At 73.3% G+C, this 26,229-nt stretch carries 23 protein-coding genes and 1 pseudogene; 12 read left to right on the top strand and 12 right to left on the bottom strand.

What is annotated here, in order from left to right:
- Positions 1–75: 75 nt before the first annotated feature.
- Positions 76–1,050, bottom strand: a complete 975-nt coding sequence (locus tag QFZ82_RS28645) for a carbohydrate kinase family protein (protein WP_307715896.1) — start codon at positions 1,048–1,050, stop codon at positions 76–78.
- A 128-nt stretch (positions 1,051–1,178) separates the two neighbouring features.
- Between QFZ82_RS28645 and QFZ82_RS28640 the strand changes: the two genes are divergently transcribed.
- Entirely contained in the window at positions 1,179–1,385 is a 207-nt protein-coding gene (locus QFZ82_RS28640) for a hypothetical protein (protein WP_177153576.1), read from the top strand.
- A 100-nt stretch (positions 1,386–1,485) separates the two neighbouring features.
- Positions 1,486–2,955 carry a hypothetical protein gene (locus QFZ82_RS28635; protein WP_307715895.1) on the top strand — a complete coding sequence of 490 codons (1,470 nt, stop codon included), beginning with the start codon at positions 1,486–1,488 and terminating at the stop codon, positions 2,953–2,955.
- An 89-nt stretch (positions 2,956–3,044) separates the two neighbouring features.
- On the opposite strand, the gene QFZ82_RS28630 is transcribed toward QFZ82_RS28635, so the two are convergent.
- Positions 3,045–3,401, bottom strand: coding sequence for an iron-sulfur cluster assembly accessory protein (locus QFZ82_RS28630; protein ID WP_307715894.1), 357 nt, complete (start codon positions 3,399–3,401; stop codon positions 3,045–3,047).
- 243 nt (positions 3,402–3,644) lie between these two features.
- On the opposite strand from QFZ82_RS28630, the gene nadA reads away from it, so the two are divergent.
- A complete protein-coding gene (nadA, locus tag QFZ82_RS28625; RefSeq protein ID WP_307715893.1) occupies positions 3,645–4,841 on the top strand; it encodes a quinolinate synthase NadA in 1,197 nt (398 codons plus the stop codon).
- Positions 4,842–4,973: 132 nt separating this feature from the next.
- Here the strand turns inward: nadA and QFZ82_RS28620 are convergent, their stop codons facing one another.
- The 4 genes and pseudogenes from QFZ82_RS28620 to QFZ82_RS28605 form a co-directional block, all read right to left on the bottom strand.
- Positions 4,974–5,660, bottom strand: a complete 687-nt coding sequence (locus tag QFZ82_RS28620) for a response regulator transcription factor (protein WP_307715892.1) — start codon at positions 5,658–5,660, stop codon at positions 4,974–4,976.
- Complete coding sequence (locus QFZ82_RS28615) at positions 5,657–6,886, bottom strand: sensor histidine kinase (RefSeq protein WP_307715891.1); 1,230 nt, start codon at positions 6,884–6,886, stop codon at positions 5,657–5,659. The genes QFZ82_RS28620 and QFZ82_RS28615 overlap by 4 nt, the downstream gene beginning before the upstream one ends.
- Positions 6,887–7,054: 168 nt before the next feature.
- Positions 7,055–7,327: pseudogene (locus QFZ82_RS28610) on the bottom strand (hypothetical protein); the annotation flags it as partial.
- Between the two features lie 24 nt (positions 7,328–7,351).
- Positions 7,352–8,146: a PspA/IM30 family protein gene (locus QFZ82_RS28605; RefSeq protein WP_177153581.1), complete on the bottom strand. Its 795-nt coding sequence runs from the start codon at positions 8,144–8,146 to the stop codon at positions 7,352–7,354.
- Between the two features lie 281 nt (positions 8,147–8,427).
- Here QFZ82_RS28605 and QFZ82_RS28600 point away from each other — a divergent pair, with 281 nt between their 5' ends.
- The 3 genes from QFZ82_RS28600 (at position 8,428) to QFZ82_RS28590 (ending at position 11,094) form a co-directional block, all read left to right on the top strand.
- Entirely contained in the window at positions 8,428–9,024 is a 597-nt protein-coding gene (locus QFZ82_RS28600; protein ID WP_177153582.1) for a DUF3043 domain-containing protein, read from the top strand.
- An 80-nt stretch (positions 9,025–9,104) separates the two neighbouring features.
- Entirely contained in the window at positions 9,105–9,830 is a 726-nt protein-coding gene (locus tag QFZ82_RS28595) for a bifunctional 2-polyprenyl-6-hydroxyphenol methylase/3-demethylubiquinol 3-O-methyltransferase UbiG (RefSeq protein WP_307715890.1), read from the top strand.
- Positions 9,831–9,993: 163 nt separating this feature from the next.
- Positions 9,994–11,094: a S1C family serine protease gene (locus tag QFZ82_RS28590; protein ID WP_307715889.1), complete on the top strand. Its 1,101-nt coding sequence runs from the start codon at positions 9,994–9,996 to the stop codon at positions 11,092–11,094.
- Positions 11,095–11,184: 90 nt separating this feature from the next.
- On the opposite strand, the gene QFZ82_RS28585 is transcribed toward QFZ82_RS28590, so the two are convergent.
- Positions 11,185–11,388: a hypothetical protein gene (locus QFZ82_RS28585; RefSeq protein ID WP_307715888.1), complete on the bottom strand. Its 204-nt coding sequence runs from the start codon at positions 11,386–11,388 to the stop codon at positions 11,185–11,187.
- Between the two features lie 91 nt (positions 11,389–11,479).
- Here QFZ82_RS28585 and QFZ82_RS28580 point away from each other — a divergent pair, with 91 nt between their 5' ends.
- From QFZ82_RS28580 to QFZ82_RS28565, 4 genes are all read left to right on the top strand, one after another.
- The gene (locus tag QFZ82_RS28580; protein WP_307715887.1) at positions 11,480–12,679 is read left to right on the top strand and encodes a bifunctional adenosylcobinamide kinase/adenosylcobinamide-phosphate guanylyltransferase; all 1,200 of its coding nucleotides are present in this window, start codon (positions 11,480–11,482) and stop codon (positions 12,677–12,679) included.
- A gap of 302 nt (positions 12,680–12,981) precedes the next feature.
- Positions 12,982–14,076: a nicotinate-nucleotide--dimethylbenzimidazole phosphoribosyltransferase gene (gene cobT / locus QFZ82_RS28575; RefSeq protein WP_307715886.1), complete on the top strand. Its 1,095-nt coding sequence runs from the start codon at positions 12,982–12,984 to the stop codon at positions 14,074–14,076.
- An 84-nt stretch (positions 14,077–14,160) separates the two neighbouring features.
- On the top strand, positions 14,161–16,011 hold the full coding sequence (locus QFZ82_RS28570) for a phosphatidylglycerol lysyltransferase domain-containing protein (protein WP_307715885.1): 1,851 nt from the start codon (positions 14,161–14,163) through the stop codon (positions 16,009–16,011).
- On the top strand, positions 16,008–16,715 hold the full coding sequence (locus QFZ82_RS28565) for a hypothetical protein (protein ID WP_307715884.1): 708 nt from the start codon (positions 16,008–16,010) through the stop codon (positions 16,713–16,715). The genes QFZ82_RS28570 and QFZ82_RS28565 overlap by 4 nt, the downstream gene beginning before the upstream one ends.
- Here QFZ82_RS28565 and QFZ82_RS28560 read toward each other — a convergent pair.
- Positions 16,664–17,419: a hypothetical protein gene (locus QFZ82_RS28560; RefSeq protein ID WP_307715883.1), complete on the bottom strand. Its 756-nt coding sequence runs from the start codon at positions 17,417–17,419 to the stop codon at positions 16,664–16,666. The two genes, QFZ82_RS28565 and QFZ82_RS28560, sit on opposite strands and share 52 nt — an antisense overlap.
- A 67-nt stretch (positions 17,420–17,486) precedes the next feature.
- Between QFZ82_RS28560 and QFZ82_RS28555 the strand changes: the two genes are divergently transcribed.
- Positions 17,487–18,275 (top strand): adenosylcobinamide-GDP ribazoletransferase, encoded by a 789-nt coding sequence (locus tag QFZ82_RS28555; protein WP_307715882.1) that lies wholly within the window; start codon positions 17,487–17,489, stop codon positions 18,273–18,275.
- On the opposite strand, the gene QFZ82_RS28550 is transcribed toward QFZ82_RS28555, so the two are convergent.
- The 4 genes from QFZ82_RS28550 to QFZ82_RS28535 are packed head-to-tail and all read right to left on the bottom strand — an operon-like array spanning position 18,257 to position 24,324.
- Positions 18,257–18,904 (bottom strand): spherulation-specific family 4 protein, encoded by a 648-nt coding sequence (locus QFZ82_RS28550; RefSeq protein WP_307715881.1) that lies wholly within the window; start codon positions 18,902–18,904, stop codon positions 18,257–18,259. The two genes, QFZ82_RS28555 and QFZ82_RS28550, sit on opposite strands and share 19 nt — an antisense overlap.
- Positions 18,901–20,778 (bottom strand): hypothetical protein, encoded by a 1,878-nt coding sequence (locus tag QFZ82_RS28545; protein ID WP_307715880.1) that lies wholly within the window; start codon positions 20,776–20,778, stop codon positions 18,901–18,903. The genes QFZ82_RS28550 and QFZ82_RS28545 overlap by 4 nt, the downstream gene beginning before the upstream one ends.
- Positions 20,775–22,241, bottom strand: coding sequence for a GT4 family glycosyltransferase PelF (gene pelF, locus QFZ82_RS28540; protein WP_307715879.1), 1,467 nt, complete (start codon positions 22,239–22,241; stop codon positions 20,775–20,777). The genes QFZ82_RS28545 and pelF overlap by 4 nt, the downstream gene beginning before the upstream one ends.
- 58 nt (positions 22,242–22,299) lie before the next feature.
- The gene (locus tag QFZ82_RS28535; RefSeq protein ID WP_307715878.1) at positions 22,300–24,324 is read right to left on the bottom strand and encodes a hypothetical protein; all 2,025 of its coding nucleotides are present in this window, start codon (positions 24,322–24,324) and stop codon (positions 22,300–22,302) included.
- Between the two features lie 306 nt (positions 24,325–24,630).
- Between QFZ82_RS28535 and QFZ82_RS28530 the strand changes: the two genes are divergently transcribed.
- Entirely contained in the window at positions 24,631–26,142 is a 1,512-nt protein-coding gene (locus tag QFZ82_RS28530; protein WP_307715877.1) for a leucyl aminopeptidase, read from the top strand.
- The last annotated feature ends 87 nt before the right edge of the window (positions 26,143–26,229 follow it).

Below are 26,229 nucleotides of genomic sequence, written 5' to 3'. Positions count from 1 at the left end.
CCCGCAGGGCGTAAGAGGTGAGTCCGGTGGAGGTACCCCCACGCCCGTAGGGCGTGGGGGGAGGAGCCCCGGGGGTCAGGACAGGTGGGCGTGGACCTCGGCGGCCGCCTCGTCGCCGTACGCCTTCGTGAAGCGCTCCATGAAGTGCGCGCGCCGCAGCGTGTACTCCTGCGTGCCCAGCGTCTCGATCACCAGCGTCGCCAGCATGCAGCCCACCTGCGCCGCCCGCTCGTGATCCACACCCCACGACAGGCCCGACAGGAAGCCGGCCCGGAACGCGTCACCGACGCCCGTCGGGTCGATCTTGGCCTCCTCCTCCGGGCAGCCGACCTCGATCGTCTCCTTGCCCGCCGCCTCGATGCGGACGCCCTGGGAGCCGAGCGTGGTGACGCGGTGGCCGACCCTCGCCAGGATCTCCGCGTCGGTCCAGCCGGTCTTGGACTCGATGAGGCCCTTCTCGTACTCGTTGGAGAACAGGTACGCGGCGCCGTCCAGCAGTATCCGGATCTCGTCACCGTTCATGCGCGCGATCTGCTGCGAGAAGTCCGCGGCGAACGGGATGCCGCGGGAGCGGCACTCCTCCGTGTGGCGCAGCATCGCCTCGGGGTCGTCCGCGCCGATCAGGACCAGGTCCAGGCCGCCCACCCGGTCGGCCACGGACTTGAGCTCGATCTGGCGGGCCTCGCTCATCGCGCCCGTGTAGAAGGAGCCGATCTGGTTGTGGTCGGCGTCCGTGGTGCACACGAAGCGGGCGGTGTGCAGGACCTCGGAGATGCGCACCGAGGCGGTGTCCACGCCGTGGCGGTCGAGCCAGGCGCGGTACTCGTCGAAGTCCGAGCCGGCCGCGCCGACCAGGATCGGCCCGGTGCCCAGCTGGCCCATGCCGAAGCAGATGTTCGCCCCGACACCACCCCTGCGCACATCGAGGTTGTCGACGAGGAAGGACAGGGAGACCGTGTGCAACTGGTCCGCGACCAACTGGTCGGCGAAGCGGCCGGGGAAGGTCATGAGGTGGTCGGTGGCGATGGAGCCGGTGACTGCGATACGCACGGTGAGGCGCTCCTGGGGCGGGCTGGCAGTGTCAGTCCACGCTACCGGGTCCCGGACCCTTTCCACGTGCGGAAACTACCCGATAGTAGGGCTTTTTTCCGTCAGTCCCAGGTGCGTACGGTGCCGCTATGACGAAGCACATCGCCGCGCGCGAGTCGCGGGAGTCCGAGATGAGTCTCGACCAGCTGCGCGGCGACTGCGCGCGCATGGCGCCGCACTGGGTCGTCCCCGCGGTGAAGGCGCCCGCGCCCGTGCACCACTCGCTCATCCACGGGGTCGTGGTGCCGCCCGCATCGGCCCGGCTCGTGGACGCGATGTCCGACTACGGCGACTGATCCGGCGACTCGGCCGAGCGACGCGAGGGAACCACACGCTCCCCCGCTCCGTCCCATCCGTGCCCTCCGCAGCAGGAGGCACGAGACAAGGAGCGATGCGGTGAGCAGCACGGACAAGACGCACGACGGCCACCGCCACCGGCGTTCCCCGCTCGTCGTCGCCTCGGTGGCGGCGGCGGTGCTGGTCGCCGGCGGAGGCGGGGCGTACGTCGCGACCACCGGCGTGGGCAGCGGCAGCGACACGGCGGCGGACGCGAAGAGCGAGGCCGGCAAGGGCGGGCCCGCTCCGCTGCTCTCCCTGGACATGCCGGGGAGCGTCGACGGCGGTACGGGCTCCATCGCTCCTGGCGAGCCCGACCCGAACGGCGGCGGCGTGGTCTACCGGGCCGCGGGCGACCTGCCCGAGGGGCCCGAGCGGGCAGCCGTGCACCGGGCGGCCGGCTCGGTGACGGAGGCCGAGGTCGCGCGGCTGGCGAAGGCGCTCGGTGTGGCGGGTTCACCGCGGCAGGCCGGTGCGGCCTGGAAGATCGGGTCCGACAAGGAGGGCGCGGGCCCCCTGCTCCAGGTGAACAAGGACGCTCCGGGCACCTGGACGTTCGCCCGCTACGGGGCCGCGCGCGGCGACGACTGTCTGAAGGGCAAGGACTGCCCGGCGGGCGGCTCCGTCGCGCCGGGCGAGCCCGGACCGGCGGTCGACGAGGCGGCGGCGAGGAAGGCCGCGGCGCCGGTGCTGGCCGCGGTCGGCCAGGCCGACGCGAAGCTCGACGCCCGCCAGCTGATGGGCGCGGTGCGGGTGGTGAACGCGGACCCGGTGGTGGGCGGCCTGCCCACGTACGGCTGGACCACCGGCATCCAGGTCGGCGCGGACGGCCAGGTGGTGGGCGGCAGCGGCCAGCTGAAGAAGCCCGTGAAGTCCCACAGCTATCCGGTGATCTCCGCCGACGAGGCGGTGAAGGCGCTGAACGAGGCCGGAAAGGGCGGCCCGATCGGCATCGGCGGCTGCGCGACACCCGTACCGCACAAGGACGACATGCGCACGGGCGAGCAGCCCGCCGCTCCGTGCGAGCGGGCGGGCGACGCGCCCGCGCCGCAGGAGCTGACCATCGAGAAGGCCGTCTTCGGTCTGGCGGCGCAGTACGTGGACGGGCGGCAGGCGCTGGTGCCGTCCTGGCTGTTCCAGGTGGCGGCCAAGGGCCAGGCCGAGCCGTTCACGGTCACGCATCCCGCGGTGGAGCCGGCCTATCTCAAGGCCGCGGAGCCCCCGCAGAAGGACATCACTCCGAGCGACCCGGAGAAGAAGGTGCCGTCGCCGCCGGCCATCTCGTACAGCGCCGACGGCAGGACGCTGAAGGTGACGTTCTGGGGCGGCGTCTGCAGCGACTACGAGGCGCGGGCGACCGAGAGCCCCGACGAGGTGAGGGTCGAGATCGTCGAACCGAATCCGGACCCGGACCGGGTGTGCATCGCCATGGCCAAGGAGCTCACGGAGTCGGTGACGCTGGACGCGCCCCTGGACGGCCGGAAGGTCGTGGACGCGAGCACCGGCAAGGCGCTGCCCCGCAAGGGATAAGCGACCGGAGAAAGCAGCGCCTGCGTACGGCGAAGGCGGCGGTCCCGGAATCGGAGCCGCCGCCTTTCGCCGTGCGAGGACGGGATGTCTCAGCTGAACGAGTCGCCGCAGGCGCAGGAACCCGTCGCGTTCGGATTGTCGATCGTGAAGCCCTGCTTCTCGATGGTGTCGACGAAGTCGATCGACGCACCGCCCAGGTACGGGGAGCTCATGCGGTCCGTGACGACCTTCACGCCGCCGAAGTCCTTGACGACGTCGCCGTCGAGCGAACGCTCGTCGAAGAACAGCTGGTAGCGCAGACCGGAGCAGCCGCCGGGCTGAACAGCGACGCGCAGGGCCAGGTCGTCACGGCCTTCCTGGTCCAGCAGGGCCTTGACCTTGGCCGCGGCGGCGTCGGACAGGAGGATGCCGTCGCTCACGGTGGTGGTCTCGTCCGATACGGACATCTGCTTCTCTCCCGGGTAGTACGGAGACTGCTTGCCGACGGGTGCAACCGGCCGGGTCCCGGATTCATTCCGGGCGAGCCCTAGTCTTTCCCTTTCATGCTCGCACACCTGGTCGGCGCAAGGCACCGGCCTGTGGAGAGGGGGTGCGTCACATCGACGCTATGGACATCGTCAAAGTGACGTGAACCGGTTATGATAGATAGCGTCAAATAGACGAGAAGCCCTCTGTCAGACGAAGAAAGGGTGCGTGTCGTGACCACCGCCCCAACCCGCCCCGAGCTCGACGTCCAACCGACGCCGCTCGCCCTTCTGCTGCTCGGCCGCGAGGCCGACCCCCGCAGCGAGCGCGGCGTCGAGTGCCCCGGCGACCTGCCCTCGCCGTCCGACCCGGACCTGGTGGAGCGCGCCCGCGCGGCCAAGGAGAAGCTCGGCAGCAAGGTCTTCGTCCTGGGTCACCACTACCAGCGTGACGAGGTCATCCAGTTCGCGGACGTCACCGGCGACTCCTTCAAGCTGGCCAAGGACGCCGCGGCGCGGCCGGAGGCCGAGTACATCGTCTTCTGCGGTGTGCACTTCATGGCCGAGTCGGCGGACATCCTGACCACCGACGACCAGAAGGTCGTGCTGCCCGACCTGGCGGCCGGCTGCTCGATGGCCGACATGGCCACGGCCGAGCAGGTCGCCGAGTGCTGGGACGTGCTGACGGAGGCGGGCATCGCCGAGCAGGTCGTTCCCGTGTCGTACATGAACTCCTCGGCGGACATCAAGGCGTTCACCGGCAAGCACGGCGGCACGATCTGTACGTCGTCGAACGCGAAGCGGGCGCTGGACTGGGCCTTCGAGCAGGGCGAGAAGGTCCTCTTCCTGCCGGACCAGCACCTGGGCCGCAACACCGCCGTCCGCGACATGGGGATGTCCCTGGACGACTGCGTGGTCTACAACCCGCACAAGCCGAACGGCGGACTCACGGTCGAGCAGCTGCGGGACGCGAAGATGATCCTGTGGCGCGGGCACTGCTCGGTGCACGGCCGCTTCTCGCTGGACTCGGTCAACGACGTGCGCGAGCGGATCCCCGGCGTGAACGTGCTGGTGCACCCCGAGTGCAAGCACGAGGTCGTCGCGGCCGCGGACTACGTGGGCTCGACCGAGTACATCATCAAGACGCTGGAGGCGGCCCCGGCCGGCTCGAAGTGGGCCATCGGTACGGAGCTGAACCTGGTCCGTCGCCTGGCGAATCGTTTCGCGGACGAGGGCAAGGAGATCGTCTTCCTCGACAAGACGGTCTGCTTCTGCTCCACGATGAACCGCATCGACCTGCCGCACCTGGTGTGGGCGCTGGAGTCGCTGGCCGAGGGGAATCTGGTCAACCGTATCCAGGTCGACAAGGAGACGGAGAGCTTCGCGAAGCTGGCGCTGGAGCGGATGCTGGCGCTGCCGTAGCCGTTCGCCCGTACGCCGAGGGGCGCCCCGCCGGATGGCGGAGCGCCCCTCGGCGCGTTTCCGGTGCCCCGGGCCGCTGCCCTCCGGACCCGTTCAGGTTCGGCGGCGGTCCCTGCGCCCGGCGGGGGCGGGCTACTCCACCCGCGGACGTACCAGGCCGGACTCGTACGCCGTGACCACCAGCTGGGCCCGGTCGCGGGCGCCGAGCTTCGCCATGGCCCGGTTCACATGGGTCTTGACCGTGAGCGGGCTGACCTCGAGACGGTCGGCGATCTCGTCGTTGGAGTACCCGCCGGCGACCAGCACCAGCACCTCGCGCTCGCGGCCGGTGAGGGCGGACAGCCGCTCGGAGTACGCGCCGGGCTCGGCCGGGTCGTCCGAACGGCCTCCCTGCGCAAGGAACTTCGCGATCAGTCCTTTGGTCGCCGCCGGGGACAGCAGCGCGTCTCCGGCGGCGGCGACGCGGATCGCGTTCAGCAGCTCCTCGGGCTCGGCGCCCTTGCCGAGGAACCCGGAGGCGCCGGCGCGCAGCGACTGGACGACGTACTCGTCCACCTCGAACGTCGTCAGCATGACCACCCGTACGTGCGACAGGTCCGGGTCCGCGCTGATCATGCGGGTCGCGGCGAGCCCGTCCGTGCCGGGCATGCGGATGTCCATGAGGACGACGTCGGCGCGTGCGGAACGGGTGAGGGCGACGGCCTCCGCGCCGTCGGCGGCCTCGGCGACGACCTCCATGTCCGGCTCGGAGTCCACAAGGATCCTGAACGCGCTGCGCAGCAGCGTCTGGTCGTCGGCCAGCAGCACCCGGATGGTCATCGGTCCTCCCCCGCGCGGGCCGCCCGCGCATGCAGGGGCAGTATCGCCTGCACCCGGAAGCCGCCGCCGTAGCGGGGGCCCGCGGTCAGGGCGCCGCCGAGCGCGATGGCCCTCTCGCGCATGCCGATCAGTCCGTGGCCGCCGCCGTCCGACGGCGCCGGGCCGTCGGCGCCGTTGTCGATCACGGTCACCTCCAGCGTGGAGCCGACCCGCACGACGCTCACCTCGGCCTTGGCCTCCGGGCCCGCGTGCTTCTGCACATTGGTCAGCGACTCCTGGATGATCCGGTACGCGGCGAGGTCGACGGCCGCGGGCGGCGTGACGCCGTCGTCGGCGCGGGCGAGCTCGACGGGCAGCCCGGCCTGACGGAAGGTGGCGACCAGTTGGTCGAGGACGGCGAGGCCGGGGGCCGGTTCGGTGGGCGCCTCGGGATCGCCGGACTGGCGCAGCAGGCCGACGGTGGCGCGCAGTTCGTTGAGCGCGGAGCGGCTGGCCTCGCGAACGTGGGCGAGGGCCTCCTTCGCCTGGTCGGGCCGTTTGTCCATGACGTGGGCGGCGACGCCGGCCTGCACGTTGACCAGGGCGATGTGGTGAGCGACGACGTCGTGCAGATCGCGGGCGATGCGCAGCCGCTCCTCGGCGACGCGGCGCCCGGCCTCCTCCTCGCGGGTCCGCTCGGCGCGCTCGGCCCTCTCCCGTATGGCGTCCACGAAGGCACGGCGGCTGCGGACCGCGTCGCCGGCGGCGGCCGCCATGCCGGTCCAGGCGAAGATGCCGAGGTTCTCCTGGGTGTACCAGGGCGTGGAGCCGAAGGACATCGCGGCGCCGGTGAGCACGGCCATCGTCAGCAGTCCGACGCGCCAGGTCGTGGGCCGGTCGGTGGTGGACGCGACGGTGTAGAGGGCGATGACGGCGCTCATCGCGACGGGCGCGGCGGGGTCGCCGGCCACGAGCTCGACGACGGACACGAAACCGGTCACGCCGAGCACGGCCATCGGCTCGCGCCGCCGGAAGACGAGGGCTCCCGCCGCGACGACCATCAGGACGGCGCTGCGGACCTCGGGGGTGCGGGTGCCGAAGGTGGGGCCGTGGGGGCCGTGCGGGTCGGCGAAGGACCCGGTGACCATGCAGATGAGCACGGCGACGGCCAGCGCGGCGTCGAACGCCAGGGGGTGGGCGCGCAGCCAGTGCTGGGTCCGGGAGACCCGGTCGGCGAGTGAGGTCACGTCCGGTTACGTTACGGGGTGGGCGGGCCGGTCACCCGGGACTCGGCCCCGGGACCCCACACCCCACGACGCGCTTACGGAGCCGCGAGTGGCCCGTCAGTCCGGAGGCTCCACCGGGGCCGGGTTGTCGGAGGGCGCCGTACGGGGGGACTCCGGCTCCGGGGGCGGGGGGATCAGACCGTCGTCGCCCAGCAGCTCCCGGACCTCCTCCAGCGTCGCGTCCGGCGTGGGAAGGATCAGCTCGGACGGCTCCAGGGAGGCGTCGGGCACCGGCTCGCCGAGCTCGCGGACCTTTTCGAGCAGGGCGTGCAGCGTCCGGCGGAAGCCGGTGCCGTCACCGCTCTCCACCTCCGCGAGCAGCTCGTCGTCGAGCTTGTTCAGCTCCGCGAGGTGGCTGTCCGCCACCTCCAGCTGTCCCTCCCCCATGATCCGTACGATCATGACGAGTCCTCGTCTCGTGTGGGACTACTGCTTGTCGAACTTCGGGGTGCTCTGCTGCTGCGGCGTCGCGTCCTGACGGCCCGCGCCGCCCTCGATCGCCTGCTGCTGCGCCGGGCCGCCGGCCAGCTCGGCCTTCATGCGCTGGAGCTCCAGCTCGACGTCCGTGCCACCGGAGAGACGGTCGAGCTCGGCCTGGATGTCGTCCTTCGCCAGGCCCGACTGGTCGTCAAGGGCGCCGGAGGCGAGCAGCTCGTCGATCGCGCCCGCCCTCGCCTGGAGCTGCGCGGTCTTGTCCTCGGCGCGCTGGATGGCGACACCGACGTCGCTCATCTCCTCCGAGATGCCGGAGAAGGACTCCGCGATCCGGGTCTGCGCCTGGGCCGCGGTGTACGTCGCCTTGATCGTCTCCTTCTTCGTACGGAAGGCGTCGACCTTGGCCTGCAGCCGCTGCGCGGCGAGCGTGAGCTTCTCCTCCTCGCCCTGCAGCGTCTGGTGCTGGGTCTCCAGGTCGGTCACCTGCTGCTGGAGCGCCGCCCGGCGGGAGAGCGCCTCGCGCGCCAGGTCCTCGCGGCCCAGCGCCAGCGCCTTGCGGCCCTGGTCCTCCAGCTTGGCGGACTGGCCCTGGAGCTGGTTGAGCTGGAGCTCGAGGCGCTTGCGGGACGTGGCGACGTCCGCGACTCCGCGGCGGACCTTCTGCAGCAGCTCCAGCTGCTTCTGGTACGAGTAATCGAGGGTTTCGCGCGGGTCCTCGGCCCGGTCAAGGGCCTTGTTCGCCTTCGCGCGGAAGATCATCCCCATACGCTTCATGACACCGCTCATGGGCTTCGCGCGCCCCCTTCTGACGGACTCGGCTTCCACCACTCAACAGAACCCACAGTACGGGCCCTGCATCCATTACCGCACTGTTCGAGCGCGGATGCGCTCCTCCCCAAGGACGACTGCGAACGGCTCCGATCCGGCCCAGGGAGTAGGTGATCGTCAGGGGCCCGTCATGCGCCGTCCGCTCTGTGGTGCTTGTGTCCTTTACGGACGCATGCCGTTGCGGGATCGTTCCCCGCGGGGGTGGGGTCCATGCCTGGCACCCCGTACCCTTGGGCTTTGTGTTCCGTAGCCGTTCCAAGGAAGAGAAGGCCCCCACCGAAAAGGTGACGGCGGACCTCTCCAAGCAGCCCCGCGACCCCGAGGCCCCCAAGGGCCGCCCGACGCCCAAGCGCAGTGAGGCCCAGGGCCAGCGCCGCCGTGCGTCCAGCCCACCGCTGGACCGCAAGGAGGCGATGAAGCGCCAGCGCGAGGCCCGCCGTGCGGACCTGGCCAAGCAGCGCGAGGCCCTCGCCAGCGGTGACGAGCGCTATCTGCCGGCCCGTGACAAGGGCCCGGTGCGGCGCTTCGTGCGCGACTTCGTCGACTCCCGCTTCTGCATCGCCGAGTTCTTCCTGCCGCTCGCGGTGGTGATCCTCGTGCTGAGCATGATCCGGGTCGCCCAGCTGCAGAACATCGCTCTGCTGCTGTGGCTCGGTGTGATCGTGCTGATCGTCATCGACTCCATCGGTCTGGCGATCCGGCTCAAGAAGCAGCTGCGCGAGCGCTTCCCGAACGAGCCGAAGCGCGGCGCTGTCGCGTACGGCCTGATGCGTACGCTCCAGATGCGCCGGCTGCGCCTTCCCAAGCCGCAGGTCAAGCGCGGAGAGCGGCCCTGAGCACCTACTCCGCCGAGCCCTCGGGGTTCGCCGGGGCGTCGGCCGAGTGGCTCGCGGGTGCGGGCGGACTGCGCAACACCGTGCGACAGGAGCTCGTCGCCCGTCAGCTGGAGGAGCAGATCTCCGGCCGCTACCCGGTCGGGCAGCGGCTGCGGGTGCTCGACGTGGGCATGGGCCAGGGAACGCAGGCGCTGCGGCTGGCGCGGGCCGGGCACACGGTCACGGGCGTGGAGTCGGACCCGGTCATGCTGAAGGCGGCGCGTGGCGCGCTCGTCGGCGAACCGGCCGGGATCCGCGAGCGGGTCCGGCTGATCGAGGGCGACGGGCGCGACACCGGCGTCCACTTCCTGCCGGGCAGCTTCGACGTGGTGCTGTGCCACGGCGTGCTCATGTACGTCGCCGATGCGGACGCCATGCTCGCCGGCCTCGCGCGGATGCTGGCGCCGGGCGGTCTGCTGTCCCTGCTCGTGCGCAACGGCGACGCGCTGGCGATGCGGCCGGGGCTTTCCGGTGACTGGCCGGCCGCCAGGGCCGCGTTCGACACGGACATGTACACGAACCGGCTCGGACTGACCGTACGGGCCGACCGGCTGGCGGCGCTGACGGAGACGCTCGAGGGGATCAACGCCCCGCTGCACGCGTGGTACGGGGTGCGGGTCTTCACGGACAGCGTCGGCAACGACGTCGAACTGCCCCCGGCGGAGGAGCTCCAGCAGCTGCTCGCCGTGGAGGAGCGGGCGGGGCGCGCCGACCCGTACCGGCGGGTGGCGGCGCTGCTGCACCTGTGCGGAGTGCGGCGGGCCTGAGGGCGACGGGCCTCCAGCGGGGCCCGCGGGCCCTCGAGCCCCGCAGGCCGTACGCCGCGGGTGCCTCGGCCCTGCGCGCCGCGGGCCTGAGCGCCGTGGCCGACGCCCCTGATCGGCGGCTCCCGGCGGGCACCCCCGGAGTGGCAAAAGGGATACTCCGGGCATGAGCGCATCCCCGCACCGCCGTCCGCCACGCCGCCTTCGGCTGCCCGCCACGGCCGTGCTCTGCGTGGTCGTGCTCTGCGTGGCCGTGCTCGTCGGCGGCTGCTCGCAGGCGTCACCGCCGCAGCCGTCCGCGCCGTCGGCCCGGGATACGGCGCACGCCATGGCTCCGACGGCCGCGAACGAGCTGGAGGACGACTATCTGGCCGTGATCAGGAACGTGCTCCCGTCGGTCGTGCAGATCGAGGCGGGTGAGAGTCTCGGCTCCGGGGTCGTCTACGACGGCAAGGGGCACATCGTCACGAACGCGCATGTGGTGGGCGATGCCCGGTCGTTCCGGGTGACGCTGGCGACGGGCGAGGCGCCGGCGACAGCGCGGCTGGTCTTCTCGTACCCGGAACAGGATCTCGCGGTCATCCGCCTTCAGTCCGTGCCCGACGGACTGAAGGCGGCGAAGTTCGGCGACTCCTCCACGGTCCAGGTCGGGCACATCGTGCTGGCCATGGGCTCGCCGCTGGGTCTGTCCAGCAGCGTCACCCAGGGCATCGTCTCGGGGGTCGGCCGGACGGTGAGCGAGACCACCCGGGACGGCGGGATCGGGGCGACGATCGCCAACATGGTGCAGACCTCGGCCGCGATCAACCCGGGCAACAGCGGGGGCGCGCTGGTCAACATGGAGAGCGAGGTCATCGGCATCCCCACGCTCGCCGCGACGGATCCCGCGCTGGGCGAGGGCCAGGCGCCCGGCATCGGCTTCGCCATCCCGGTCTCGACGGTGCGCACGGTGGCCGACCAGATCATCAGGACGGGCCGGGTCACGGACTCGGGCCGGGCCGCGCTCGGCATCACGGGCCGTACGGTCCTCGACGACGACTACACGCCGGCCGGTGTGGCGGTGGTCGAGGTCGTGGCGGGCGGCGCCGCGGAGCAGGCGGGGCTGCGGGCCGGCGACGTCATCACCAAGCTCGGGAACGAGGAGATCACGACCATCACGTCGCTGGCGGAGGCGCTGGCCTCGCAGCAGCCGGGCGCCGAGGTGACGGTGACGTACGAACGGGGCGGGTCGCAGCGCACGGCGGAGGTCACGCTGGGCGAGATCTGACGTCGGGCCCGCCCGGAGGCCGCGCGACGGCCGACACGTGCGTGCCGGGCCACGCCCTCGGCGGGGCCCGGTGCGCCGTCCGCTACGGGGCTACGACGCGTGGAGGCTCATCGGGCCGTAGATCTTCGACCCGTCCTCCGACAGCACCACCTGGTCCGCTCCGCCCTCCTGGAGCTCCTTCCAGTGCTCACCGACCCACGACTCGGCGTCGCCCTGGGTGGTGAACTCCTCCGGCTCCACGGCCGGCTGCACCTCCGTACCGTCGGACTTCTCGAACCGCCACGTCCATGCCATGTGCGCCTCCGGGTCCTGGCAGCTGATCGGTTTGCTGCCCGCAGCGTAGCCGGGCGCGCACCCGCCGGGGGGACGCGGGAGGATCAGGGACGTGGAACTGACTCTGCTCGGCACCGGCGCGCCCGCCGGACTCCCCCGTCCCGACTGCCCCTGTGCCGTCTGCGCGACCGCTCGCGGCACCGAGGCACGGGCCGCCACCGCCCTGCTCGTGGACGGCGCACTGCTGCTCGACCTCACGCCCGGCGCCGCGCTGGCGGCGGCACGGGCGGGGCATTCGCTCGTCGGCGTACGCCAGGTGCTGCTGACCCATCCGCACGACGGGCCCGCCGTCGACCTCCCGGCCGGGCTGCCGGCGGCCGGCCGGGTCCCGGACGGGCGGGAGCTGACGCTGATCAGCGGTCACCGGGTGCGGGCGGTGCCGGTGGACCATCCCGGCACCGGATACGAGGTGACGTCGCCGGAGGGCGAGCGGCTCCTGTACCTGCCGCCGGGCGCGGCGTCGGCCGGTCTGGCCGAGGGGCTCGCGGCGTACGAGATGGTCGTCGCGGACGTCGTGGGGCGGCCCGACGCGGTGGCGCGGCTGCGGGCCGCGGGGGCAATCGGCTCCACGACCGACGTGATCGCCGTCCATCTGGACCACGACGTGCCCGGCGGTCCCGAGCTGGAGCGGCGGCTGGCGGCCGCGGGGGCGCGGGCGGTGCCGGACGGGACGACCCTGATCGTCGGCGAGTACCACGCGGTCCCGGACGTGCCCCGGCGCACGCTGGTGACCGGCGGGGCCCGTTCGGGCAAGTCGCTGGAGGCGGAGCGGCGGCTGGAGGCTTTCCCGGACGTGCTCTACGTCGCGACCGGCGGGCGCCGCGACGGTGACGCCGAGTGGGCGGCGCGGGTGGCCGCGCACCGCGAGCGGCGGCCGGGTTCGTGGCGTACGACCGAGACGTGCGACCTGGCGCCGCTCCTCGGGGAGGACGGGCCGCCGCTGCTGATCGACTGTCTGTCGCTGTGGCTCACCGACGCGATGGACCGGGCGGAGGCGTGGGACGACGCGCAGTGGGCGGCGCACGGCGAGCGGACGTTGCGCGCGCGGACGGCCGAACTCGTGGCCGCGGTGCGGGAGACGAGCCGGACGGTGGTGGCGGTCACGAACGAGGTCGGCTCGGGCGTGGTCCCGGCGACGCCGTCGGGCCGCCGGTTCCGCGACGAACTGGGCCGCCTGAACGCGGCGTTCGCCGAGGAGTGCGAGCATGTGCTGCTGGTGGTCGCGGGGCAGGTGCTGCCCCTGCGGGGCTGAGCCCTGCCGGGGCTCCGCCCCGGACGCCGGGCGGGCCGGCGTGTGCGCCGCTGCGGCGAGGGGCGCCTTTCCCCACCCCGCCCCTTCCCGTACCGGGCTCCGCCCGGACCCGTACGGCCTTCGGCCGTGTCCTCAGACGCCGGACGGGCTGATTTGCCGCAGGCAAATCCAGCCCCGCCGGCGCTTGAGGCGCTGGGGGTCCCCCCACGCCCGCAGGGCGTAGGGGGCGGGTCCGGGGGCAGCGCCCCCGGTACGGGAAGGGGCGGGGTGGGGTGGGGTGGGGAAACGGTACTGTTCGGCGAATGAGCAGGCTGAATCTCGACGACTTCTCCGACCTGATCGAGCGCCCCGACAGCGGCATCCGGCGCGACGCCGAGGAACGGCGGGAGCGGCTGGTCGTGCCGCCCGGTTCGCTGGGGCGGCTCGACGAGCTGGGTGAGTGGCTCGCGGCCGCGCAGGCCGCCGTCCCCGTCAGGGCCATCGAGCAGCCGCGCGTCGTGCTGTTCGCCGGCGACCACGGCGTCGCCGAACTGGGCGTGTCCGGGCGGGAGTCGGGTACCGCGCACGAGCTGGTACGGGCCGTGCTGGAGGGCGTGAGCCCCGTCGCCGTGCTGGCCCGCCACTCCGGCGTGCCCGTGCGGATCGTCGACGCCGGACTGGACTGCGATCCCGGGCTGCTGCCCGAGGACGTCGTGAAGCACCGGGTGCGGCGCGGCAGCGGACGTATCGACATCGAGGACGCGCTGACCGCCGAGGAGGCCGAGCAGGCCGTACGCCTCGGCATGGCGATCGCCGACGAGGAGGCCGACTCCGGCACGGACCTCGTCGTCCTCGGCGACCTCAGCGTCGGCGGCACCACGGCCGCCGCCACCCTGATCGCCGCGCTGTGCGGCACGGACGCGTCCGTCGTCACCGGTCGCGGCGGGGCCGGGATCGACGACCTGGCCTGGATGCGCAAGTGCGCGGCGATCCGCGACGCGCTGCGCCGGGCGCGGCCGGTGCTGGGCGACCAGCTGGAGCTGCTCGCGACCGTCGGCGGCGCCGACCTGGCCGCGATGACCGGTTTTCTCCTGCAGTGCGCGGTGCGCCGGATGCCGGTCGTCCTGGACGGTGTCGTGGCGGCGGCGTGCGCTCTCGTGGGCCAGCGCGCGGCGTTCCGTTCGCCGGACTGGTGGCTCGCGGGTCAGCTCAGCGGCGAGCCGGCGCAGGCGAAGGCACTGGACCGGCTGGCGCTCACCCCGCTGCTCGACCACGGCGTCACCGTCGGCGAGGGAACGGGAGCACTGCTCGCTTTCCCCCTGGTCCAGGCGGCCGCCGCCTTCGCGGCGGAGCTCCCCGAGCGGGAGCCCGGGACGGGCGCGGCGGACGGCGACGACGACACGAGCGGGACGGACTGACGGACCGGCGGACGCGGCCGCCGGCAGGACGGCGGCCGCAGCACGACCCCGCATGCCCCGCAATGCCCCATATGATCCCGTTTCATGGGAGAAGTCCGTTCGTCCGGTGAAGAGTCCAGGCGCAGTACCGCACGCACACGGCGCAGCGCGGCATGCGCCGTCTGGTACCTGCGGGTCGTGGCGTTCCTCAACTTCCTGAGTGCCGTGTGGGTGGCCTTCGGCCAGGACCTGCGCCGCCACAACACCGACAACTACTTCACCCCCTACCTGCTCACCGCGGGCTTCGCCTCGGGCCTGTTCACCCTCTTCCTGGCCATCACCATGCGGCGCCGCAAACGGGCCGCGTGGATCCTGAACCTCGTCCTCGTCGGGGTGTTCCTGCTGCTGTTCGCCGTCGCGATGACCTTCCCCGAGATCCGGCAGCACGCCCAGAACTGGATCTCCCTCTCACTCAGCGCCGCCTTCATGGCCGCGCTGCTGCTCGGCCGCCGCGAGTTCTACGCGAAGGGCGACCGCTCCAACCCGAAGCTGGCCACAGCCGTCGCCGTCGGCGGACTGCTGGTGACCTCCCTGCTCGCCACCGGTCTCGTCACCGTCACCAACACCTCCCCCCAGAGCTCGACCTTCCTGGAGCGCTGGCGCTACGGCGCGATGCGGCTCGTGTCCATCGCCGTCGACGAGGACCGCTTCCCCCAGATCACCACGCCCGGCTGGGTGGACGTCGTCATCAACGTCATGGCCACGCTGCTGCTTCTCGCCGTGCTGTACGCGGCGTTCCGTTCGCGCCGGGCCGTCGACCCGCTCACCGAGGACGACGAGGCGAGACTGCGCGCCCTGCTGGAGCGGCACGGCGAGCGGGACTCTCCCTCAGCCTTCGGCCGGGGGTACCCCCATCTCGCTTCGCTCGACTACTTCGCGCTGCGCCGCGAGAAGAGCGTCGTGTGGTCGCCGACCGGCAAGGCGGCCGTGGCGTACCGCGTGGTGGGCGGGGTCTCGCTCGCGTCGGACAACCCGATCGGCGACCCGGAGGCGTGGCCCGGCGCGATCGAGCCCTGGCTGGCCGAGGCCCGCGAGCACGGCTGGATCCCGGCGGTGATGGGAGCGGGCGAGGAAGCGGGCACCGTGTACGCCCGGCACGGCATGGACGCCCTCGAACTCGGCGACGAGGCGATCGTCGAAACGGCCGACTGGGGGTCCGGGGGTCAGCTCCCGGGAAAGCGCACCATGCTGGAGGGCCGGGCGATGCGCTCCGTGCGCCAGGCCTACAACCGGGTCCGCCGCGCCGGGTACCGGGTGCGGATCCGCCGCCACGAGGACATCCCCGAGCCGGAGATGCGCGAGCTGCTGCGGCGTGCCGACGAGTGGCGCGACGGCGCCACCGAACGCGGATTCTCGATGGCGCTGGGGCGGCTCGGCGACCCGGCGGACGGGCGCTGCGTGATGCTCGAGTGCACGGACGGCGAGGGCGAGCTCAAGGCGCTGCTGAGCTTCGTGCCCTGGGGGCCGAAGGGGCTGTCACTGGATCTCATGCGGCGCGACCGCGAGGCGGAGAACGGACTGACGGAGTTCATGGTCATCGAACTCCTCCAGCGCGCCGAAGAGATCGGGATCACTCACGTGTCGCTCAACTTCGCGATGTTCAGGTCGGTCTTCGAACGGGGCTCGAAGCTCGGTGCGGGACCGGTGCTGAGGCTGTGGCGTTCGCTGCTCGGCTTCTTCTCCCGCTGGTGGCAGATCGAGTCCCTCTACCGGGCCAACGCCAAGTACCGACCGATCTGGGAGCCGCGATTCATGCTCTTCGAGAAGAGCGCCGACCTGCTGCGCATCGGCGTCGCAGCCGCACGCGCCGAGGGGTTCCTGAAGGCCCCGGGACCGCTGGGGCCGGGCGAAGTCTGGAGCAGGCTGCACCGCCGCCGTCCGGAGAGCGGCCGGTGAGCACGGCGTCCGTTGCCGCGTTCGCGCGCCGTGAGTGGGGCGCGCTGTACGCGACGGTCCGTGCCGCACTCGTCCGGGGGCGGTGGCGGGCGATCGCGCTCACCCTCGTCTCCGTCGGGCTCACCGCCTTCTTCTACGTGCTCCAGCACCGGCCCGGGGGGCTGCGGCTGGCCCACGACGTCGGCTTCGTCCGGGCGGAGGACCCGCTGTGGCTCGCCCTGCTGCGTACACCGCTGTCGCTGTTCGTGCCGGCGCTGGACCTGCCCGTGTGGGGTGCGCTGGCGCAGATCCTGCTGGTGTTCGGCATCGCGGAGCTGACTCTGGGGCGGTGGCGCACGCTGGTCGTCGCGTACGTGTCGACGCTGGCCGGGACGACGTACGCGCGGATCGGTGTCGCGGTGGGCCCGGACGGGGCGTTCGGGCTGCCGGCCTCGGACGCGCGGATCGTGGACACGGGGCCGTCGGCGGCGGTGGTCGGGCTCGCGGTGTTCGTCTGCTACCGCTACGGGGCATGGCTCACGGCGGGTCTGGTCGTCGTGGCGATGATCGTAGAAGTGATCGTCAAGCCGAACCTGGCGGGCAAGGAGCACCTGGCGGCGATCGGTGCGGTGCTGGTGGTGTGCGGGGCGGACGCGCTGCTGCGGCGGCGCCGTCAGTGTCTGCGGGTCGGCAGCCGGTCGGGCGCGCCGCCGATCAGGTCCTGAAACCGCCGGCGCAGTCCGCCCCAGCGCCGGTCGTGGCGGGTGGCGCGCAGCACGGACCTGGCGCGGGCGCGGGGCCGGCGGCGATAGACGCGGCGGGCCCACGGTGAGCCGGGCCGGGCGAGCCGTACCGCACCGACGACGGCGACGAAGGGGACGAGGACGCCGATCATGGCCATCCGCAGCTTGCCCTTGAAGAGGGTGACGATGACCAGGAGGAAGTTGCCGACCAGGGTGAGGATCAGCGAGGCGCGGTTCTGCCGTTCGTCGGGCGTGAGTTCGTTGACACCGAGGGGCGACGAACCGGCGAGCACGAGGAGGGCGAGGGCCGCGGCGAGCACGACGACCTCGACGCTCTGGCGGCCCTGTTCGGTCCAGTAGACGTCGTCGAGGTGGAGGATCAGCGCGAACTCGTCGAGCACGAGCCCCACGCCCACCCCGAAGATGACGGCGCCGACGCAGGCGGTGACGCTGCGCCGGTCGCCGCCGAGGGACACGAACCCGCCGACCACGGCGAGGATGACGCCGGGCACGACGTGATGGATGTGCATGCCGCCCGGAGCCACGTTCTTGAAGGGCCCGCGACCCGCGCGGATCATCCGGGTCACCGTGCGCGTGACGAGGAACGTGATGACGAACGAGGCCAGCGCGAGCAGCATCGGGAGCTTTCCCGGCTCGACGAAGTTGTTGTAGAACCAGTGACCCATGCCACCCCCTTCCGGTTTGCGCGTTATAGGCGATTCAGCTTCTCAGGCGTCGGGCTACCCTCGCGCGGTGACTGCTCTGCATGGCGTGCGTTTCGCCTTCGGCACGCTGACCGTGCTCCCCGTGCGGGTGACCCGCTGGGACCGCGACGCCGCACGCACCGGAATGCTGTGCGCGCCGCTCGCCGGCCTGGTCGTGGGCCTGGGCGCCGCGGCGCTCGGCGGCGTCCTGCTCCTGCTCGGCTCGGGGCCGCTGCTCGCCGCGGTCGCCACGGCCGCGGTACCGGCCGTGCTCACGCGCGGACTGCACCTGGACGGGCTGGCCGACACGGCGGACGGCCTGGGCAGCGGGAAGCCCGCCGAGGACGCGCTGCGGATCATGAAGCAGTCGGACGTCGGCCCGTTCGGCGTGATCACACTGCTCTTCGTGCTGCTGGCGCAGGTCGCGGCGCTGAGCGCGCTGTACGCGCAGAGCTGGGCGCTCGGGGCGGGCGCGGCGGCCCTGTCGGCGGTCACGGCCCGCCTGGCCCTGACCCTCGCGTCCCGCACGGGCGTCCCGGCGGCGCGCCCGGAGGGCCTCGGCGCGGCGGTCGCGGAGTCCGTCCCCGCGCGCCTCGCGTTCGCGGTGGCGGTGCTGGTGACGGGGTGCGCGGCGGGCGCGGGCGCGCTGACCGGCCCGTACGGCGCCCCGCACGCGGCGCTCGCGGTCCTCGCGGCCCTGGCCGCGGCGCAGGTGCTGCTGCGGCACTGCGTGCGCCGCTTCGGCGGGGTGACGGGCGACGTGTTCGGCGCCCTGGCGGAAACGGCGGCGACGGCCGCTCTGATCGTACTGACGCTGGGTCACCCGCTCGGCCGGTAGGCGCAGGGCGCCAGCGCGTGCGGGAGCGTGCCCCACGGATGGGCGCCCGTGCCCGGGACGACGCAGTGGATCGCCGCGCCCGCGCGGGCGTCGGGCGGGGCCGCGTAGACCAGATGGCAGAACCGCTCCGGCGGGTGCGTGGACGTCCAGGACGGGACGCCCGCCGTGCGGTAGGCGTCCCAGGGGCCCTCGAACGTGACGAGCAGGTCGGCCAGTTCGGCGTAGGCGGGGTCGGGGTGGACGCCGTGGTTGAGGACGACGGTCGTGGCGCCCGCAGCGCGGGCGGCGACGGCGATGCGACCGTAGTGGGGCAGGGCCTCCGGGCCGGAGGCGACCTGGTCGAGGAAGACGCCGTCCGTGGCGTACCAGTCGCGGTGACGCAGGAGGTCGGCGAGGACGGCGGCGTGCGGGCGGCGGCCGTAGTCGGTGTCCACGTAGCCCACGACCCGCACCCCGGCGTCCCGCAGCCGGGCCGCGACCGCGGCGAACTCGGCGTCGGGTGCGGCGCCCGGGCCGCTGGCCGGGTTGAGGACGACCCCGTAGAGGCGGGGCGCGGCCGCGACGACGGCGTCCCAGGCGGCGGGGCGGTCGGCGGGGTGCTCGTAGTACGGGACGAGGAGTCCGCTCATACGCGGTGTGCCGTGGCCCGGCCCAGAAGGGCGCAGACGAGTCCGGCGAGGACGGCCGCCGCCGTCGCCGCGACGGCGAGCCCCGCCGCCCGGGGGCTGCCCGTGCCGGTGACGAGCGCCGCGGTCTGGACGAGCGCCGCCGCGCAGCACACGCCGGCCGCGACGGTGACCGCCCCGAACGACTGGAGCAGCAGCCCGGTCCACAGCACCGTGCCGATGAGGAGCAGCGTCGCGAGCCGTACGCCGCCGAGCGCCGGGGCGCCGGGCCACAGCAGGGTCCCGGCGAGCGCGAGCGCGAACAGGACGGCGAGGTAGCCGGCGAGGCACTCGGCGAGCACGGCGGCGGCGGCGCGCCAGAAGGCGCGGGCCGTGGTGCTGGCCCGCAGCCCGGCGAGGGTCTCGCTGCGGAAGCGGTGCAGCAGCCACTCGGCGGGCCCCATGCTGAGGGTGAGCGCGACGGCGGACGGCGCGGCGACGGCGGCGCCGGTCAGCCCGCCGAGGACGTCACCGAGGGCCGTGTACAGGACGAGGGCTCCGACGCCGAGCCCGGACAGCCCGTGCGGCACGGACGCGACCAGCCGCGGCGCGGCGAGCGGCGGTCGCCTCCTGCGGGCCGCTCTCAGCAGGCAGAGGCGCCCTGCGCCCGAAGCCCGCGGCACCCCGGCGGGAGCCGGGCGCGCGCCGGCGGCGGACACGGGCCGCACGCCCGCCGTTCCGCCGTCCCCCGCGCGCTCGGAGACGGGCGCCCGACCGGCGATCGAGCACAGCCTGCCCGCCACCACGGCGACAGGACGGGGACGGCCTCCTTCCGCACCGGCCCGGCGGGTGGGCCACCCGTGCCGGAAACCGCGCAGCGCCCCGCGTGGCCTCCCGCCCGGAAGCCGCGTCACCGTGCCGGTGGCCGGGCGCGTGCCGAACGCGGACCGCGCCCCGGCCGTGCCGCCGTCACCGGCGGCCGGCCCCGCATCCCCGTACGGCCGTTGCCCCGCCGGGGGGCGCGCGTCCCGCCGTCCTGGCCCGCGCCGGACGCGCCCGAGCACTCCGCGCAGACGCGTGCCCGCCCCGGCCGCCGGGCGCAGCACCGCCGTCGCCGTCGCCAGGGCCGCCGTCAGCGACGCCAGCAGCAGGCCCGTGCGCGCCCACAGCGGTATCGCTTCGTGGAGCAGGACCAGGACCGTACCCGCCGGGAGGGGCGACAGGCAGCACAGCAGGGCCCGTTCGCGGTCCAGGACCAGCAGGGGCGTCGCCGCCGCCAGGTAGAGCGACTGGACCGCGGCGAACACCGCGGACGGCCACTGGCCCGCTCCGGTGCACAGCAGCGCCGCCGCCGTGCCGAGCACGGCCCCCGCCGGGGCGCCGGCGCGCAGGCAGCGGACGGCCGAGGCCCGGTCGCCGAGGCCGAGCCACGCGTAGGCCCGGTGGGACAGCGCCTGGTTCCACGTCCAGCCCGTCAGCGCGCCCGCGAGCAGCGGCGCCAGGGCCGCTCCCGCGAGGAGCGGCGCGGCCAGGACGTGGGCGAGGCCGGGCAGCGCGAACACGAGACCGCGCAGCAGGCAGCCGAGCAGGCCCACCTGCCAGGGGTCGGCGGGCGGTCCGGGAGGCTCGGGGTGGGCGCGGGGAACCTTGGCGTACAGCTCCTCCGCCAGCGTGAAGGAGTCCGGGCGGCCGTAGGTGAGCCGGATGTGGTCGTCCGTCATGCCGTCGGACTCGAGCACCGCCGCGATCTCGTCGGGGTGCACGGCCGCGGCGACCACGTCGTGCAGCCGCTCCGCGAGCGCGTCCACCGGGTCGGCCGCCGTCCCGCCGCGCTGCCGCGGCAGGACGGGCAGGGCGTCGACCCGCGGCCCCGGCCCCTGCCACAGGGGACCGCTCACCCGGCCACCGCCTCGGCGTACCGAGGCTGCGCCACGGGTTCCGGGAAGCCGGCCAGTTCGCGGTAGATGCGGCGGAAGCCGTCGACCGACCGCGTCAGCGTGAACCGGTCGACGACCCGCTGCCGGGCCCGCCGCCCCAGCTCCGCGCGCCGCCCGGCGTCCCGCAGCAGGCCGAGCGTCGCCTCGGCCATCAACGCCGGTTCGCGCGGGGGCACCACGAGGCCGGTGTCCCCGACCGCCTCCCGCACGCCGCCCACGTCCGTGGACACGGTCGCCCGCCCGCAGGACATCGCCTCGATGAGCGAGAAGGGGAACCCCTCGCTGATCGAGGAGAGCAGCACCACGCTGCCCGCCGCGTACGCGCGCGCCACATCGCGGACCCGGCCCTCCCACGCGATCCCGTCCACGACGCCCAGTTCGGCCGCGAGCTTCTCCAGCCGGACGCGGTACGCCTCCCCGCCCGCGGGCACGCCGCCGAACAAGCGCAGCCGTACGGCGGGCAGTTCGGCGCGCACCATCGCGTACGCGCGGATCAGCGTCTCCAGGTCCTTGATGGGGTCGATCCGGCCGGCCCAGGAGAGGGTGGGCACGTCCGGTTCGGGCCCGGCGTCGGGGAAGGCGTGCGGGTCGACGCCGTTGTAGACGGTGCGGATGCGCTCCGCGGGCGCGCCGCCCCGCTCCTCCCAGCGCCGGTTGTACCGGTTGCAGGGGGTGATCAGGTCCGCCCGCCGGTAGCCGAGCGAGTTCAGCTCCCGGTAGAAGCTCAGCATCAGCGTCTTCACGGGCGCGCGCTGCGCCTGGGCGCGGTAGCCGAGGTAGCGCTCGCGCAGGTAGATGCCGTGCTCGGTGAGCAGGAAGGGCACGCCGTCGACGTGCTGGGCGGCGAGTGCCGGGAGCGTGGCGAGCCCGGCGCTGACGGCGTGCGCGACCGCGTCGTCGGGTATCCGCGCCGCCAGCGGGCGCAGGGCGTGCTCCAGCAGGTCGGTGGCGGTGAGCGCGTCGTGCACGGTGGGCCTGGCCGCGGAGATCTCCAGGTGCGGCATCGTCCATATCCACATCAGGGAGCGCAGCACGGACTCGGAGCGCAGCGCCGCCGTCAGCCGGCCGTCGCGTGCGTAGCCGGTGAGTTCGTCCAGCGCCGCGCCGAAGTCGCAGCCGGCGGCCGGGTCGAGCAGCGACAGCAGGAAGCGTTCGTAGATGTCGAGGAAGCGGCGGCGTTCCCGCCGTGGGAGCCGCCGGGGGGCGGGCTCTGGGCCCCACAGCGGGAAGGAGGTGTGCCGGTAGACGTTCGGCGGCAGTTCCCAGGCGACCGGCTCGCGCCCGCTGCCGGTGAGGGCGACGACCTGGAAGTCGACCTCCGGCATGCCGCGTACGAGCTGGTCGCACCAGGTGGACACGCCCCCGTGGACGTGCGGATAGGTGCCTTCGGTGAGCATGGTGACATGGCGGCCACAGCTCAGCATGGTTCGTCCCCCCAGGACAGCGGTCGGCGAGCGGTCGATACGTCGAGGGCTCAGCGGCTCAGGACGGGAGCCTCAGCGTGATCGCCGACTGGAGCGGTGCGGGCGTGGTCCAGTCGGACCGCGCCCCGGCGTAGGCGGTGCCGAACGCCGTGGTGGTCAACAGGAGTTGCTTGCGGGTGCCGTCCGGCGCGGTGACGGGTGCGGCCACGCCCGACGGCGCCTTGACGGTCACGGTGCCGCCGATGCGGTACGCGGTGACCCTGCCCTGCGCGAGCGCCCTGCTCCAGGCGGCGCGCCGCGCGAGCTCGGTGCCGGTGTCCCGCTGGCGCGGGTTGACAAGTGGGGTGTTCTGCGCGAACAGGGCGCGATAGTCGGCGAGCACCTTGTCGAGCACCGGGTAGAGGAGACGTTCCTCCGCGAGGTTGGACTGGTGGACGTAGTGCGGGCGGGGGTCGTTGGCGACGACGTGGCCCAGCGCGGTGCGGGCCTCCTGCGGCACGATGTACGACGCGTAGCCGGTGGCGGTGTCGAGCGGCTCGGGCAGGCAGGTGGAGGCCGGGTCGGTCGCGCAGACGCTGCTGCCCCCGTCGGCCGCCGAGGTGTAGATCCAGTTGTACTCGTCCGTCATCTCGGCCGCGGTGCCCACGTTGTAGTACACGTTCATCGGGTGGCGCGGAACGGTCCGGGCTGAGCCCACGGGACGCTGCTGCGGTTCCCGGGAGTTGTCGCTCGCGATCCATGTGACGCCGTTGTCGGCGAGGGCGCCCGCGAGGTTCGGGTTGTCCGCCGGCTGCTGCGGCAGCGTCCTGAGACCGGAGTGCTCGCCGGTGACGAGCTCGGCGCGGTCGACGGCGAGGCCCTTGCGCACGGCCCAGTCGTGGTTGTCGCGGATCTGCGCGGAGATCTCGGCGCGGCTGGTCCAGCGCGTGTTGCCCGCGGCGTCCTTCGCGCACTGCCACGGCACGACGGACACGTCCTGGACACAGCCGAGGAAGGGGTGGGTGTAGGTGTGGTTGATCCAGCGGTACTGCGCCTTGTCGGCGAGGAGCCGGTCGGTGAGCGGATCGCTGCCTGCGTGCTCGGCCCTCCACTCCTCGCCCGCGCCCGCGTTGTGCACCATGTCGAGCGTGAAGCCGGCGGTGCGCTGCCAGGCCGCGGCGTACGCGGCGTCGTCCGCGGTCATACGGATGGGGGCGGTCTCCTCGGCGGCGCCGGTGCAGTCGAAGTCGCCGGGGGTGCAGTTGCGGTCGGTGTCCCAGCGGGCGTCGGGCGCGAAGACGTCGTCGACGTGCACGGAGAAGTACTGACGGCTCTGCCCGAGGTGGACGCCCTGGGTGAGCCATTCGACGATGCCGCGGGCCAGGACCCGGAACTGCCGCTGGTGCCGGTTGTAGGCGAAGGTCACCACCAGCTCGCGGCGTCCGTCGCGGGCGTACTCGCCGATGAGGCTGCCGCGCGCGGTTCCGTCGCCGACGGGCGTGTCCAGGTAGCTGGTGAAACCTTCCCGCGGCCGGCCGGCATAGCCGTAACTCTCCATCACCGTCGGCGAGTTGTCCTCGAAGGCGACGGGCCCGTCGAGGTAGCGGAAGGGGCCGGAGCGGCCGGCCGCGGTGAGGGCGCTCGGGGCGCCGTCGAGGGCGCCCGCGTATCCGCCGGCGTCCACGTACTCCAGGCCGACCCCCGGATGCGACCAGGTGTAGGCGTCGACCTGACGAATCCCGAACGTCTTCTCGTACGCGAAAAGCGCCGCGTTCTCGGCCGCCCCGCGGGCCGTGTCCGCGCCGAACGGGTCCTCGTCCGGGACGACCACGCCCTGGTACTTCGCGCGCGGCCGGCCGTCGAGGGTGTCGCTCAGGAACGCGGCGTCCACGACGGGCCGGCCGGGGTCGGTCAGGTCGACCTTCCGGTACGGCACCCCCGTGCTCTGCAGTTCCGAGACGATCGCGTCGACCGCGCCGCCGCCGTCGTCGACGACGAGGACGGTCAGATCGATCCGGGGCAGCGGTGCGGCGGCGGCCGAGGCCGCCGGGAACGCCGTCGCCAGCGAGGCGGCGGCGACGACCGCCGCGGCGGCTCTGCCCATGCGTGATCCGCGCAACTCCATGATTCCCCCCTTGCACGCCCTCCCCGGCACGGTCGGTCGCGAGGAGGATCTGTGGAGATGATGCAAAGGAACACGGCGTCCCCTTGCCCGAACGGCCCGAGTGTGGCTGACCTCTCACGGCCTTTGGCTCAAAGATGAAAGAGACACCACGGACGAGTGAAGCGCCGTCGCCGTGAGCGAGGCGTACGACCGCGCGTAGGCTCTTCCCCGGCGTGGGGATGCCGATCCATCCCCGTGTACGGCCGCTGCGGCCTCGGAACTCAACGGAAGCGAGATTTCACCACCGTGACTGCTCTCACTCTCAGCACTGCCGGCGCGGCGACGCTGCGCGCCGACGCCGTCGTCGTCGGTGTCGCCAAGGGGGCCAAGGGCCCGGTGGTCGCACCGGGCGCGGAGGCCGTGGACCAGGCGTTCGACGGAAGGCTCGCCGCCGTCCTGGAGACCCTCGGCGCGAGTGGTGCCGAGGGCGAAGTGACCAAGCTCCCCGCCCCCGCCGGCATCAAGTCGCCGGTCGTCCTGGCGGTCGGGCTCGGCGCGGCGCCCGAGCAGGACGAGGCGTACGAGACCGAGGCGCTGCGGCGTGCGGCCGGCAGTGCGGCCCGCGCGCTGACCGGCACGAAGAAGGCCGCCTTCGCGCTGCCGACAGAGGCGGTCGAGGACGCGGAGGCCATCGCCGAGGGCGCGCTGCTGGGCGCGTACGCGTTCACCGCCTACCAGGAGAACGGCAAGAACGGCAAGAAGCCGCTGGCCGAGGTGGCACTGCTCGGCGCGAAGCCGCGCGACAAGGCGTTCAAGGCCGCCGCCGAGCGCGCGATCGCCCTCACCGAGGAGATCAACCGCGCCCGCGACCTGATCAACACCCCGCCGAACGACCTCACCCCCGAATCCTTCGCCGCCATCGCCACCGCGGCCGGCAAGGAGCACGGCATCAAGGTGCAGGTGCTCGACGAGAAGGCGCTGGCCAAGGGCGGCTTCGGCGGCATCCTCGGCGTCGGCCAGGGCTCGCAGAACCCGCCGCGCCTGGTGAAGCTCTCCTACACGCACTCCAAGGGCGCCAAGCACCTGGCCCTGGTCGGCAAGGGCATCACGTACGACTCGGGCGGCATCTCCCTGAAGCCGGCCGGCCACAACGAGACGATGAAGTGCGACATGAGCGGCGCCGCCGCGGTGTTCGCCGCCGTCGTCGCGGCCGCCCGCCTGGGCCTCGAGGTCAACGTCACCGCCTGGCTGGCGCTCGCCGAGAACATGCCGTCCGGCTCGGCCACCCGCCCCGGTGACGTGCTGCGCATGTACAGCGGCAAGACGGTCGAGGTGCTCAACACCGACGCCGAGGGCCGCCTGGTGCTCGCCGACGCGCTGACGAAGGCGTCGGAGGAGAACCCCGACGCGATCGTCGACGTGGCGACGCTGACCGGAGCGATGGTGCTGGCGCTCGGCAACCGCACGTTCGGCATCATGGCGAACGACGACGCCTTCCGTACCGCCATCCACGAGATCGCCGAGGAGGTCGGCGAGGCGTCCTGGCCGATGCCGCTCCCCGCCGACCTGCGCAAGGGCATGGACTCGCCGACCGCCGACATCGCCAACATGGGCGAGCGCATGGGCGGCGGCCTGGTGGCCGGCCTCTTCCTGAAGGAGTTCGTGGGCGAGGGCATCACCTGGGCGCACCTGGACATCGCGGGCCCGGCGTTCCACGAGGGCGCGCCGTACGGCTACACGCCCAAGGGCGGCACCGGCTCGGCGGTCCGCACGCTGGTCAAGCTGGCGGAGCGCACGGCCGACGGCGACCTGGGCTGACGTGTGTGCCCGGGGGCTCTGCCCCCGGACCCTCCCCCTACGGCCTGGCGGCCGTGGGAGGGGACCCCCATCTTCGTCCGGCGGGCG

It is taken from the genome of Streptomyces sp. V4I23 (assembly GCF_030817975.1).
Classification (GTDB): domain Bacteria; phylum Actinomycetota; class Actinomycetes; order Streptomycetales; family Streptomycetaceae; genus Streptomyces.
Note: the sequence above shows the minus strand (reverse complement) of the source record. Positions and strands in the feature narration are given on the sequence as shown.

Coding starts and splice junctions, on each gene's coding strand:
- QFZ82_RS28640 (WP_177153576.1), top strand. CDS start 1,179: ATGACGAAGCACATCGCCGCGCGCGAGTCGCGGGAGTCCGAGATGAGT.
- QFZ82_RS28630 (WP_307715894.1), bottom strand. CDS start 3,401: ATGTCCGTATCGGACGAGACCACCACCGTGAGCGACGGCATCCTCCTG.
- QFZ82_RS28620 (WP_307715892.1), bottom strand. CDS start 5,660: ATGACCATCCGGGTGCTGCTGGCCGACGACCAGACGCTGCTGCGCAGC.
- QFZ82_RS28605 (WP_177153581.1), bottom strand. CDS start 8,146: ATGAGCGGTGTCATGAAGCGTATGGGGATGATCTTCCGCGCGAAGGCG.
- QFZ82_RS28590 (WP_307715889.1), top strand. CDS start 9,994: ATGAGCGCATCCCCGCACCGCCGTCCGCCACGCCGCCTTCGGCTGCCC.
- QFZ82_RS28585 (WP_307715888.1), bottom strand. CDS start 11,388: ATGGCATGGACGTGGCGGTTCGAGAAGTCCGACGGTACGGAGGTGCAG.
- cobT (WP_307715886.1), top strand. CDS start 12,982: ATGAGCAGGCTGAATCTCGACGACTTCTCCGACCTGATCGAGCGCCCC.
- QFZ82_RS28570 (WP_307715885.1), top strand. CDS start 14,161: ATGGGAGAAGTCCGTTCGTCCGGTGAAGAGTCCAGGCGCAGTACCGCA.
- QFZ82_RS28560 (WP_307715883.1), bottom strand. CDS start 17,419: ATGGGTCACTGGTTCTACAACAACTTCGTCGAGCCGGGAAAGCTCCCG.
- QFZ82_RS28550 (WP_307715881.1), bottom strand. CDS start 18,904: ATGAGCGGACTCCTCGTCCCGTACTACGAGCACCCCGCCGACCGCCCC.
- pelF (WP_307715879.1), bottom strand. CDS start 22,241: ATGCTGAGCTGTGGCCGCCATGTCACCATGCTCACCGAAGGCACCTAT.
- QFZ82_RS28535 (WP_307715878.1), bottom strand. CDS start 24,324: ATGGGCAGAGCCGCCGCGGCGGTCGTCGCCGCCGCCTCGCTGGCGACG.